The sequence below is a fragment of the Halomarinibacterium sedimenti genome, from assembly GCF_019312585.1.
Classification (GTDB): Bacteria; Bacteroidota; Bacteroidia; order Flavobacteriales; family Flavobacteriaceae; genus Halomarinibacterium; species Halomarinibacterium sedimenti.
In genome coordinates, this window is record NZ_JAHWDP010000006.1 from 1 (window position 1) to 14,794 (window position 14,794).

Annotated in this window: 4 protein-coding genes; all 4 read right to left on the reverse strand. The window is 37.5% G+C overall.

Annotation, left to right across the window (positions count from 1 at the left end; genetic code table 11):
• The coding region (locus KXJ69_RS12135) for a cadherin-like domain-containing protein (protein WP_219053391.1) at positions 1 to 10,248 on the reverse strand (10,248 nt) is incomplete at its 3' end.
• A 398-nt stretch (positions 10,249 to 10,646) separates the two neighbouring features.
• The gene (locus tag KXJ69_RS12140; RefSeq protein ID WP_219053392.1) at positions 10,647 to 12,551 is read right to left on the reverse strand and encodes an OmpA family protein; all 1,905 of its coding nucleotides are present in this window, start codon (positions 12,549 to 12,551) and stop codon (positions 10,647 to 10,649) included.
• An 11-nt stretch (positions 12,552 to 12,562) separates the two neighbouring features.
• Positions 12,563 to 13,498 (reverse strand): PorP/SprF family type IX secretion system membrane protein, encoded by a 936-nt coding sequence (locus tag KXJ69_RS12145; RefSeq protein WP_219053393.1) that lies wholly within the window; start codon positions 13,496 to 13,498, stop codon positions 12,563 to 12,565.
• Positions 13,499 to 13,542: 44 nt separating this feature from the next.
• Positions 13,543 to 14,794: CLIPPER-2 domain-containing protein (locus KXJ69_RS12150; protein ID WP_219053394.1), on the reverse strand; the 1,252-nt coding region annotated here is incomplete at its 5' end.

Genomic DNA, 14,794 nt, shown 5'->3' on the forward strand with positions numbered 1-14,794 from the left:
CGCATAGCTCGCAGTATACGTCCAAGTCTCAGTCACATCCAGCTCGTTGTCTCCATCGGTATCACCACCTACAAACACAATTGGTACAACTGGGTTGGGCGCTTCTAATAATGGATCCGTTACACTGATAGCCGATAGGCTTACGTTTCCTTGATTGGTTACTGTAAAGGTATAGTCAATAGCCTCACCTGCATCTGCACACTGGTCACCATCGCCATCAACAAATAATCCTGTCTTAACAATTGCAATAGCTGCATTTTGACATAAGGTAACTACCGTTGGATCGTCTTCTAACACACTGTTGTCATCTGATAGATCATCTACAGTGCTTCCGTTTGGTGCAGTACCCTCGGCAGTTGCCTGGTTAGTCACCATTCCGGCATCAATATCATCTTGAGTTATCGCATAGCTCGCAGTATACGTCCAAGTCTCAGTCACATCTAGCTCGTTGTCTCCATCGGTATCACCACCTACAAACACAATTGGTACAACTGGGTTGGGCGCTTCTAATAATGGATCCGTTACGCTGATAGCCGATAGGCTTACGTTTCCTTGATTGGTTACTGTAAAGGTATAGTCAATAGCCTCACCTGCATCTGCACACTGGTCACCATCGCCATCAACAAATAATCCTGTCTTAACAATTGCAATAGCTGCATTTTGACATAAGGTAACTACCGTTGGATCGTCTTCTAACACACTGTTGTCATCTGATAGATCTGTCGCTACTGTTCCGTCTGGATCTGTTCCTTCAGCCGTAGCTTGATTAGTCACCATTCCGGCATCAATATCATCCTGTGTAATCGCATAGCTTGCTGTATATATCCATGTTTCCGTTACATCAAGAATACCATCATTATTATTATCTCCACTCGCATACACAATGGGAACTACTGGGTTCGGTGCTTCTAACAATGGGTCAGTAACTGTAACTCCACTCAATGGAACATTACCTTCGTTTGAAACCGTAAATGTATAGTCAATAGCCTCCCCTGCATCTGCACATTGGTCACCATCGCCATCAACAAATACTCCAGTCTTAATAATCGCAATTACTGGATTAGCAGTTTGTTGAACTACTATTGTAACTGTTGCAAAATCAGAGGCCATTGGAGTACCATTATCATTTGCTTGATAAATGAAATGGTCAGTACCTTGGAATCCAGGGTTAGGTGTATATTCAAAAGTTCCATCAGGATTAAATGTTAGTACACCATTACTTGGTCCACTTATAAGTACAAAGGACTGCGTATCACCTTCTGGATCAGTATCGTTTAAAGATACATCATCATTAACTGCTGTTTCAGGTTCAGTATAATATAAGTCATCATTAGCAAACGTATAGTTTGGTCGAACTATTGGATATACCGTAATTGTAAGTGTCGCTGAATCTGTTGCCACTGGCGAACCATCATCGGCAATAAAGTACTCAAAGGTATCATCTCCTACAAATCCTGCTGGTGGGGTGTATACAAAACTACCATCGGCAGCTATGGTTATACTTCCGCCTTGTGTGGTTGGGAACGTACCTACATTAGTTACCACTTGATTATCGTTCTGTGGATCGAAATCGTTCACCAATACATTACCGGGAACAGGAAGATCTACTAAGGTCTGTGCTGTATCGTCATTGGCAATGGTTGAGTTATTAGTTGTAGTTGGCACAACCTCAATAGTCACAATAGCATCATCGGTAGCTACTAACACGCCATCATCTTCTATAGCATATGGGAAGCTATCAAATCCAACAAATCCAGCTGGGGGTGTATAGATATAACTACCATCTGCATTTAAAGTAACACTACCTCCTTGTGTTGTTACAAAGGTTCCTGTTGTAGTTACAATTTGGTTATCTCCTTGGTCATCTCTATCGTTAGTCAATACATTTCCAGGTACTGGAGTGTTTACTAAAGTTGCATTAACATCATTAATAGCATAGGTTGTATTTTGTGGTGGGATGGTAATGGTTACCGTAGCATTGTCTCTAGCTACTGGTGTACCATCATCCATTACTTGATACACAAAATGATCCGTTCCAAAGAATCCAGCATTAGGGGTATAGGTAAAGGTACCATCTGCATTTAATACTAAACTACCATTACTTGGTCCACTAAATGGGCTAATAGTAGTATCCACAACTTGATTTTCTCCTTCTGGGTCAGTGTCGTTATCTAGTACATTTCCACTAACATCTGTATTTACAAATCCAAAATACGAATCATCATTAGCAAACGTATAGTTTGGTCGTACTATTGGGTACACCGTAATAGTAAGTGTTGCTGAATCTGTTGCCACTGGCGAACCGTCATCGGCAATAAAGTACTCAAAGGTATCATCTCCTACAAATCCTGCTGGTGGGGTGTATACAAAACTACCGTCGGCAGCAATAGTAATACTTCCACCTTGCGTGGTTGGGAAAGTTCCCACATTGGTCACCACTTGATTATCGTTCTGTGGATCGAAATCATTCACCAATACATTACCGGGTACAGGAAGATCTACTAAGGTCTGTGCTGTATCGTCATTGGCAATGGTAGTATTTGGTTTAGATATTTTTCTAATTACTTCGATAGTAACAACAGCATCATCCGTAGCATTTGGATTTCCATCATCAACAATGCTATAAGGGAAGCTATCAAATCCAACAAATCCAGCTGGGGGTGTATAGATATAACTACCATCTGCATTTAAAGTAACACTACCTCCTTGTGTTGTTACAAAGGTTCCTGTTGTAGTTACAATTTGGTTATCTCCTTGGTCATCTCTATCGTTAGTCAATACATTTCCAGGTACTGGTGTATCTTGTAATGTATTGTTGATATCGTTAATAGCGTAAGTTGTATTCATTCCAAATATGGTAATGATTACGGTCGCTTGATCTCTTGCAACAGGAGAACCGTCGTCAAATATTTCATATACAAATTGATCTGTTCCAAAGAACGAAGGATCGTTAGGCACATAGGTAAAGCTTCCGTCTGCATTGATTACCAGTGTTCCGTTAGCTGGTCCACTTACTGGAGTAATAACAGTATCCACAAACTGATTGTGTCCTTCTGGGTCACTATCGTTGTCAAGTACATTACCTGTTATGGTAGCACCTTGATATCCATTATAGGCGTCATCATTTGCATACGTTCTGTTCTTATTAGGATCTCCGTTAACGGTAATGGTTAAGATAGCAGAATCTGTTGCAGGAACTGCGTTATCATCAATGATGAAATACTCAAAGGTATCTTCTCCTTCAAAATTAGCTGGAGGTGTATAGGTAAAACTTCCGTCTGCAGCAATGGTAATAATACCACCTTGTGTAGTTGGGAAGGTACCTACATTGGTCACTACTTGATTATCTCCCTGTGGATCAAAATCATTTGCCAATACATTTCCTGTAACAGGTGTGTTCACTTCGGTACCTGCCGTATCTGCATTAGCAATTGTTGTATTAAGACTTACGGGTAATACTTCAATAAATACAGTTGCAGTATCAACCGCATTTGGATTTCCATCATCTCTAATACTGTATTGGAATGTATCGGGCCCAGAGTATCCTGTTGGTGGCGTGTAAATATAACTTCCATCCGCATTCATAGTAACAGAACCACCCGCTGTGGTTGGGAATGTTCCTACAGTAGTCACTATCTGGTTATCACCTTCTTCATCTTCGTCATTGGTAAGTACGTTACCTGAAACTGGAATATTGGTATAAGTATTATTAATATCATTTACGGCGTCGGTAGTATTGTTTCCGAATAAGGTAATGATAACAGTTGCTCTATCTCTTGCTACTGGTGACCCATCATCGAAAATTTCATATACAAATTGATCATTTCCAAAGAATGAAGGATCATTAGGCACATAGGTAAAACTTCCATCTGCATTGATTACCAGTGTTCCGTTAGTAGGCCCACTTACAGGAGTAATGACAGTATCCACAAACTGATTGTGTCCTTCTGGATCACTATCGTTGTCAAGTACATTACCTGTTATGGTAGCTCCTTGATTCCCGTGATAAGCGTCATCGTTCGCGTACGTTCTGTTCTTATTTGGATCACCATTAACGGTAATTGTTAAGATAGCAGAGTCTGTTGCTGGATTTAAGTTATCATCAATAATGAAATACTCAAATGTATCTTCTCCTTCAAAATTAGCAGGAGGTGTATAGGTAAAGCTTCCGTCGGCAGCAATGGTAATAGAACCACCTTGCGTAGTTGGGAAAGTTCCTACATTAGTCACAACTTGATTGTCGCCTTCTGGATCGAAATCGTTTGCTAATACATTACCCGTTACCGGAGTATTCACCTCGGTACCTGCGGTATCTGCATTAGCGATAGTTGTATTTTGATTAATTGGTAATACTTCAATAAATACCGTTGCAGTATCTGTAGCCACTGGATTACCATCATCCGCAATGCTATACTGGAACGTATCGGGTCCTGAATAACCTGCTGGTGGCGTGTAAACATAGCTACCATCTGCATTCATAGTAACAGAACCACCTGCTGTGGTTGGGAATGTTCCAACGGTAGTTACAACTTGATTATCTCCTTGTTCATCTTCATCATTGGTAAGTACATTACCAGCAACAGGAACATCTGTAAATGTATTATTAATATCATTTACGGCATCCGTAGTATTGATTCCAAAAATGGTAATAATTACAGTTGCACGATCTCTTGCAACAGGGGAACCATTATCAAAAATTTCATAAATAAATTGATCTGTTCCAAAGAATGAAGGATCATTTGGCACATATGTAAATGTTCCGTCTGCATTGATTACCAGTGTTCCATTAGTTGGTCCACTCACTGGAGTAATAACAGTATCCACAAACTGATTGTGTCCTTCTGGATCACTATCGTTATCAAGTACATTTCCAGTGATGGTAGCGCCTTGATTTCCATGATAAGCATCATCGTTAGCATACGTTCTGTTCTTGTTAGGATCCCCATTTACGGTAATCGTTAAGATAGCAGAGTCTGTTGCTGGATTTAAGTTATCATCAATAATGAAATACTCAAATGTATCTTCTCCTTCAAAATTAGCAGGAGGTGTATAGGTAAAGCTTCCGTCGGTAGCAATGGTAATAGAACCACCTTGCGTTGTAGGGAAAGTTCCTACATTAGTTACTACTTGATTGTCACCTTCTGGATCAAAATCGTTCGCCAATACATTACCCGATACCGGAGTATTCACTTCGGTACCTGCAGTATCTGCATTAGCAATGGTAGTATTTTGATTAATTGGTAATACTTCAATAAATACGGTAGCCGAATCTGTAGCCACTGGATTACCATCATCTGTAATACTATACATAAAGGTATCTGGTCCAACATATCCAGCAGGAGGTGTATAGGTATAACTTCCGTCTGCATTTATTGTTACAGAACCACCCGCAGTGGTTGGGAAAGTACCAACTGTTGTTACAATTTGATTATCCCCTTCCTCGTCTTCATCGTTGGTTAAAAGATTTCCTGATACAGGAATATCTTGAAAAGTATTGTTAATATCGTTTACAGCATCTGTACAGTTTTTCAGAATTGTAACTGTTACGCTGTCATTACATCCATTTCCATCTAATACTGAAATGGTATATATCCCTTCGGCTAAATCACTAAATACACCAGATCCTTGAGGAGCTCCACCGTCCAAGCTATAGAAATAAGGAGGTGTTCCACCCGTAGCTTCTACGGTTACAGAGCCAAGCCCCGTACATACGATGTCTGTTTGACTAATAATTGAAAGTGATAATTCTGCTGTTGGCTGCATCACCGTTGCCGAATCGTTTAAAGTACAACCTCTAGCATCAGTTATTAATACAGAATAAGTTCCCGCAGAAAGTCCTGAAAGATCTTCAGTTGTTTGACCACCTGGACTCCATAGGAAACTATAAGGAGGTGTTCCTCCTGTAACTGTTAAATCTAACGAACCTGTAGAATCTCCATAACAATTTACATTAGTTACTGCAATTCCAGAGCTTAGCGCACCTGGTTGATTTACTGTAGTCGTGGATGACGCCGTACATAAAGTTGATTGATCCGTTACAGTAACTGTATATGCTCCTGCCGTTAATCCCGTAATTGTTTGCGTAGTTTGGCCTCCTGGACTCCACGAGTATGAAAATGGTCCTAAACCACCTGTAACACCAACAGTTGCAGTTCCATCATTACCACCAAAACAAGATACTGGAGTAGAGGATGCATTTGCATCAAGGTTTCTACACGAACCTGGGTTTACAATGGCTGTTGCAGTGTCAACACATCCATTTGCATCAGTTACAGTAACCACATAAGTTCCTGCACTTAATCCAGTAATAGTCTGTGTAGTTTGACCTCCTGGACTCCATGAGTAGGTGTATGGTGGCGTTCCACCAGTAGGGTTAGCTGTAGCAGTACCATCACCGGTTGTTGGACCAGTTTCGTCTGTAGCAGTGGCTGTTACGTTAAGAACCGTGGCTGGTTCAGTAATGGTAATACTTTGCTCCACTGGCAGACATAATGTACCGTCAATTCTTACACTAACAGTGTATACGCCAGCGGTTAGATTACTAATAGTACTTGTAGTTACTCCTGGATATACTTGAGGAGGAACTGTATTCCAAGTAAATGTAAAAGTTGCTCCCGGGTTTAGTACAGAGCTTGCACTAACAGTAGCACTACCCGTATTATTTCCTTTACACAATACATTTGTTACATTATCAATTGAAATTACTGCATCACAATTAGGCACACAATCAATAACAACACCTTGTTCTAAGGTACAATTGTTTGCGTCTGTAACTACTACTGTGTGTGTTCCAATAGGTAGGTTGGTAGCTGTTTGAGTTGTTTGATTTCCAGCTGAAGCGCTCCATTGATAGGTATAAGGTCCTACTCCACCAGAAGGTGTTGCCGTTGCTTGGCCATTCATACAAGCGCCAGTAGCAGTAGCATTTATCTTACTAAACTGAATACTTAAAGGATCGGGCTGTGTTAATGTTACTGAAATAGAATCGGTATTACCAATGCTATCTTCAACACCAATGTTATAAACTCCCGCAACTAAGTTATTAAAGGTAGGTGATCCTTGAGGAGCTCCACCGTTTAGAGTATACTCATAAGGAGGTACTCCTCCTGTTGCAACTACAGTTATGGATCCTGTATTATCACCAAAACATAAAATGTTCGTTTTTGTGTCTAAGGCTAGTTCAATATCTTCAAAACAATCTCCATCTACATTAACTCCACTAGCAATTACCCAAGATTGTCCGTTAACGTTTTGACCGTTCTGTTGATTTCTAGAGTCAACAGTAATAACCACTTGCGTGGCTGCCCCTGGAACATTATCTAATGTAATAGAGGGTATTGCTAAACAACAACTTCCTCCAGGTAAGGATGCATCTGGACCATAAATAATAACCTGATCTGAAACTCCACCAGACTCAGCTCTAATTAATAAGTATCTTCCATCATTTGTTAATTCTGAAACAGGTGTCTCAATGACTAAATCTCTTGGACCTGTAAATGATGGTATATCAACCGTAATCGTTTGAACATCATTGTACCCACTTTTACTTGTGAATACTCCCGAACTTGAAGAAGCATTAGGCACATTTCTAAAAGCATATACTACCAAGGATTGAAGTTTACACTTAAGGGCTTCTGTAGTGGAATAAGTTACTGAGTTTGTACTACCTGAAATAAGTCCACGATATACCCATATGTTTGAGCTAGTCCCTACAGGAACTGAACGCACTAAAGTATGGGATACGTTATTTGAATCTGTAAATTGTAGCGTTTGACCAGGGTTTGAACCTTTATAAACTATTTCAACAACATATTCATAAATATTATTTAACGGATTTGGAATAGTCGCTACAGTAGTTGTATTACAATTAGCATTGTATCCATATTCATCAACCAGTTTATCATCGCCACAAATAAAATTCCATCCATCTGGGGTATCTGCGCCATCAACAAAATCATTCCCACAGGTAGACATTAAATTAATTGTGCGACTAATTAAGTTATCATTAGCACCATCAACATCCGATATTGAGATATAACCAGGAAGGTCATTTTCACGAATTTCATAATCTACATTTACTAACGCTTCAGGGATTTCGGCCACCGCTTTATAGTTTCCATTTGCATCTGTAGTAACTGTAACATCACTTCCGTCGGAACCTGTTACATCTATTTCAACACCAGATAATGGGCTTCCACTTTCATCACTTACATTTCCGCAGATAACAGGATAGGTAATTAATACAGATTCTGGGTCATTATAATTAGCACTATCCATATCTAAAGAATAGTATCTATCACTATTCCCTCCTACTTTACCGATTTTATAAGTAAGTGCCGATTTGTTTTCGTAGTAATTACTGTATGTCCATCGTGGATCAAGAGAAACATCTCCTCCAGGCGCTGTTTCAGAATTTCTTGCTTCACCTCTCACATAATTTGCTCCTCTCGAAATATCAATTTTTGGGTTCGAAGCAAGAAAGTAGGCATCTGGCAAACTTACCTCGGCATACTCTCTTGTACTTTGACCGTCACCGTCAATATCTAAAGGGGAACCAAAGAAAGAAATAAGAACTTCATCTCCATAATTACCACCACCTTCGACAAATGTGATACTAAACTCAACGCTTTGATCTCCATTATTAGTACTGTTAATTCTAGGTTGGAATGCTTCTTCAAGACCCGTACCTGTAACATCCATTTCTAATAAGGAAGCACCACCATTAAAAGCTTCAATTTTTACTAAAGCATCTATGGGAGCCAAAGGACCCCCTGGGAATACATTAGAAAAACGATACACGGCTCCAACTTGAAGGCTAGAACCTGATATTTTAACTGGGTTTCTAAAATTTGAATTACTGTGAAAAGGCGCACAGGTACAATCTCTAGGTACAGGTGTGCTAATAACAGACAATTTATAATCTTCTACCTCTCCATCTGGTGCTTCACTAAAGCTTGGAGATAAATTTGATTGTGAAGAGTATCTAAACCTTGCATATGTTGCTCCAAGTACAGCATTTGCGGGAACTGTAAATGTTACATTAATATTATTTCCAGATGGCGTTAAATTATTTGCAACTTTTTCGTAGCTATCATAAACACCGTTTTGATTCCAATCGATCCAAGCACTTAATTTTCCATTTCCATTGGCTTTAACATTAAGCGTATAAGATTGCCCAACATTAAATTGTTTATTGTCTAATATCTCGCCGTTTATTTTTACTCCATCCTCGTCATCTATTCCAGTTGCATCGTCTCCAAATCCACCATTAACCGTGGTGAATGGATCTTCAGAATCTGGTGCAATATTTCCTAAGTATATGGAAACTGGTGTCGATTGTAAAACAGGTAATTGGTGAGCAGCCCAACCATAAGAACTGGGTGAATCACCGCCATCATCGCGGACCCCAACATTACCCATGATTCCTTCAACATCACTACTACCTCCTAATTGAGCGGCTGCGGTTAAAGTTCCGTTTGTTAAATTTACTTGGTAAATTCTTCTTGGGCTTTCATCTTCAATATATAGTTTACCATCCGCGGCAAATCCAATTCCTTCTCCGTCAATAGCAAAACTTGAACTAAATGCAAAAGTCGTTTCTCCTGTAGAAACATTTATTTTATAAAAATTTACATCATCATCTGTTTGAACGTAAAATTCTGCCGTAGCAGGATTCCATGCAATACCATCTGCTTTCTTGGTAGAGCCAGATAAGGTTTTGGGATATCCAGAATAAGATGCCCAATTATTGTTAGGATTGTAGGCATAAAGTTTGGTCCCTCCGTTTCCATCACCACTAGGATCTACTATAACAAACATGACTTCATCACCAGTAACATTGTTTACATAAAACTCAACTCCTTGAACCACACCAGTAAACATATCATTTACTTTAAGTGTAGAATTACCAGTTGCAGGATCTACTTCATACAAATCATGGTCGTCATCAAATGCATAAACTTTTCTGTTTGTTGCTCTAAACCCGGAACCTTCCCCATCAAATGTACGATCTGTACTTTGTAAAAAAGGAGTTGGCAATGGATTTGCCGTAGGGTCTGGTGCCACAGAAAATAAGTCATTGCCATTATCTGGCAAGGCATATAAAAATGGTAACCCTCTATTTGTATTTGGAACTATAGTTGGTAAGGGACTTTGCCCATAAACCAACATTGAAGAGAAAATAATAGCAAAAATGCTAAAATATTTTACTAATCTCTTATGCAGAATAGAATAAGTAGTGGTGTGCATACGTTCTAATGTTTATTATTTGTCTAATGGAAATCATGCCCCAACTGCAAAAATTTCACTTTGATAGACCAAATATACGTAGGAAAAAACCTAAGACTTTTACATTTACTTAACTATTAGTTGAATTGTAAAAAAAACTCGTTGAACTACACAAAATCACATCTTTTTTCTTGTTTTTTTGTAGGAAAAAAGTATACGTATTAACACGTAGATATCTAATTTTATTGGTTTTAACGAAAATAAAATTGTGGGAAGATTTTTAGTAAACTAAGGAATTTGGAAGATGATTTATATGAGAAATTATAAACTAAATGAGCCAAAATTTTTTGAATAAATAAAAAAAAATAACTGGCCATTTATAAGGAAAATAACCAGTTACACTTCAATAATTTTTGATGTTAATTCTTAATTATAAACATAGATCTCCTATTAAGTTGGTGCTCCTCTTCTGTACATTCTACACCATCCTTACAATTGTTTTGAAGTTGAGATTCTCCATAACCCTCTGCTGTTAATCTATTTCTACTTACACCTTTTGAAACTAGCCAATCTAGAGTTGATTTAGCTCTTCTCTTTGAAAGAGAGATGTTATACTGTTTGGATCCTCTAGAATCTGTATGTGATTCGATATGAATCTTTAATTCTGGATATTCGATCATAGCAGCTAGAATTTTAGCAAGTTCTATTTCTGCATCGGGTCTAATATTAGATTTATCAAAATCGAAGTAAATAGGTTGTAATACTAGTCTGCACCCAAGATCATCGTCTGGACAAGGATCAATTAATTTAAGAGGCATTGGGATAAAAAGCGTACCCGACTTTTTGGGTGTTATAACCATCTGTTCATAGGTTTCATATTTATCCTTTTCTGCTCTTAAGTTATACTGCTTTTCACAGTCTGCCACAAAACTAAACAATCCATCATCATTTACCTTATATGTTTCAATAACACTATTATTTTCATCAAAAAGAGTAACCAAAGCACCAGAAATTGGTTGTCCATTGTCCACATCATAAACTTTACCAGAAATGGATATGGTGCATTCTTCAAAAACCGTATAAATATCATCATTTATACTCCCTTCTTCTCCATCTCTATTGGAAGAAAGATACCCTATCTTTTTTTCTTCATTTATTATAAATCCAAAGTCATCTTTATTGCTATTAGCAGGCTCTCCAAGGTTTACTACTTCATCTGCACCATCTTCAGTTAGGTTCGCTTTAAAAAGATCGTACCCCCCAAGACCACCTCTACCGTCACTAGCAAAATATAAAACATTACTTTCACTAATAAATGGAAAGGTTTCTCTTGCTTCAGTATTAACAGATGCTCCAAGGTTTTTTGGTTGACTATAAGAGTCTTCACCTAAGATATCGACAAACCATAAATCTGACATCCCGATACTTCCAGGCATTTCCGAAGAAAAATACAACCTCTTTTCATCTGGTGAAAGAGCTGGATGTGCCGTAGAGTAATCGTCATTATTAAAAGGAAGTTCTTTTATGTTGGTCCAATTGTTTTCCCCTGAAAGGGTAGCTTTATAAATTTTTAAGCGTATTGTTTTTTTCTCCCCTGTACCTTTTTTACCATCAATAAAGTTATTTCTAGTAAAATACATTGTTTTCCCATCCTTCGTAAATGCCGGAGAGGTTTCATGATACTTGGTATTAACTTCACCTCCTAATGGTGATGCATTGGTTAGGTTGCTTTTTTCATCCACATTTGCTATATACAAATCTGTAAAGGGTTGCCCCATCCATTTATGTATTTTCTCACTTTCACCTCCTGGTTTAGAAGAAGCAAAAACAACTTTATCTTTGTAAAAGGAAGGCCCAAAATCTGAATAAGCACTATTTATTGTAACCTTTTTTAGCGTTACATCGTAGGATGTGGTTTCAGTATTTATTGCGTTTAGCATTCCCGAATCGCCACTTTTCTCCACATAAGTATTCATAAATTTTTCAGACTTTTCAAAATCGTTCAAACTTTTAAAAGACTGTGCCGCTCTATAATAATAGATAGGTTGAGTTTCATTTGAAAATTCGCTTATTAATTTTGAATACCATTTTGCTGCATTAGCATAATCACTATTCCAATAATAGGTGTCTCCTAAATTTTCATATAATTGAGCAGATTGATACCCATTTTCTACAACCTTTAAATATATCTCTCTAGCATCAATATATTCGAACCTATCAAAATCTTTATCACCTTTTTTAACTTTTCCTTCTTGTGAAAAGGAGGAAATTGAGAAAAGAGTTACAAAAAGGGTAATGTATATACTGGTATATTTTATTTTCATAACTATTATTTTTAGAAAAATCTAGGAGCTACTATTGCTTCAGGGTTATTAAATATTTCGAAACGTATCATAAACTCATAAGATCCACTACTATAGCTTTCTATATCTGTAGTTTGGTAATCATATGCAAAACCTAAAAAGATACTGTCACTAGCCTGAAATCCTACCAATCCGCTTATAGCTGCACTCCATCTATATCCAGCTCCCACTGTAAATTTTTCATAGATTAAAAAGTTGGCTGAAAAATCCCATTGAAGTGGAGATCCATTTACCACTTTAACTAAAGTTGCTGGTTTAAATTTTAGATTACTACTTAAATCAAAAACATATCCTGTTATAAAAAAGTAGTGTTGTCTTTCTCTGGCAACAGATGAAATATTTGCATTATTTAGGCTACCTTCATCATAATGCTTTGATCGAAGAAAGTTAGGGACAGAAACCCCCGCATAAAACTTATCTGTATTATAATAAAGTCCTAACCCAATTTGAGGTTGCAAATTATTATCAATATTCTCTTGAAATTTAGGGTCATTCTCGTCATAAATATTAAGTTTCGTGAAATCAACATTTAAAATATCGAGTCCAGCTTTTAATCCAAATGACAACTTTCCAATCTCTGAAGTTTTAATCGAATAGGAATAATCTACATTAACATTAGATTCGTTTGCAGGCCCAATTTCCTCACTTACAATGGAAAGTCCAAGCCCCATTTGATCTAAATTTCCAATAGGAGTGTTAAATGTAAAGGTCCCTGTTTTTGGAGCTCCATTAAAATTAACCCACTGTGTCCTGTACAGTAACCCAAAACTCATAACGTCTCTGGAGCCTACATAGCCTGGATTTACCACCTGAGTGTTATACATATATTGTGTATACTGTGGGTCTTGCTGTGCGTTCGCGGCACTAAATACCACACACACTATTAGAAAGAAAAAAAATCTTTTCATTATGATTTCATTTATTCTATTTATATGTTTCATAATTTTTAATTTTAATTATTAATATATAAATAGTCATTATTTGTAAGTGTCTCTCCAGTTTCAGGATCTATTCTAACAAGAATATAATAATACGTTCCTGTAGGGAGTTTCTCATTTTTATTTACTGTGGTTCTACCTTCAGAAATACCTCTAAAGACATTTCCGTTTTGTCCATACCCTTCAGTTTCATAAACTAACACACCCCATCTATTAAATATCTGCATCGTATTATTAGGGTAATTTTCAATACCTTCAATTCTGAAATAGTCATTAAGGCCATCACCATCTGGGGTGATACCGTTGAATATTTCAAAATCAACTTCTCCTAAAACATTTGGCAAAATAACAACTGTAGGGTCATCTGGTTCTCCATCATCATTAATATCAATATTGGTTGAATCATTTGGATCATCTGAAGTATCCTCCACTGTGTTTCCATTTGGATCCTCCGAAGTAACCAAAGCTTGGTTTACAAACTCACCTAAATCAATATCTTCTTGAGTAATCACATAGGTAGCCGTATAGGTTGTTGAATCTGTCTCTCCAGGCTCTAATATATCTATTGGACCACCCTGAATTGTAACCCCTGGAATTGGATCTGTTATTACAATATTAAATAATGTAATATTTCCAGTATTAGTTACACTAAATTCGTAAGAAATTGTTTCACCTACTTGTGCAGATAAATCTCCATTTTCATCGTTAAATACTCCCGATTTTTCAACAGATAATGAACCATTTTCACATAATTCAGTAGTGGTTGGATCATCCTCTAGTATACTTGCATCATCAGAAAAATCGACCAAAATATCCCCATTTTCAGAAGTACCCTCTACAGTAGCTTGGTTAATAACGCCACCATTATTAATATCACCTTGTGTAACTATATACGTGGCAGTGTATACCCAAACTTCATCTATTTCTAATATTTGATTATTATTTGAATCACCACTTACATAATCAATAGCAACTACTGGATTGGGATCTTGGAATAATGGATCTGCTATAATGACATTTGAAATCGGCGAATTACCAGTGTTATGAACAAAGAAGGTATAAATAATTATGTCCCCTTCTGTTGAACATTCTCCATTTTTCTCTACAACCCCTTCTTTAATTAATGCAATAGAACAACTACTTATCGTTAAGGTAACTGCTGTTCGCGTTAAACTACTACAGTTGGTTTGATCTACAACACCCTCGGCCCAGTAAGTAACAGTGCCTACCGTGTTTAAAATTGGATTCGCAACAACATTGCCGCCA

What these genes read in the sequence shown, in the direction of transcription:
- KXJ69_RS12140 (WP_219053392.1), bottom strand. Translation starts at nt 12,551, where the DNA reads ATGAAAATAAAATATACCAGTATATACATTACCCTTTTTGTAACTCTT.
- KXJ69_RS12145 (WP_219053393.1), bottom strand. Translation starts at nt 13,498, where the DNA reads ATGAAAAGATTTTTTTTCTTTCTAATAGTGTGTGTGGTATTTAGTGCC.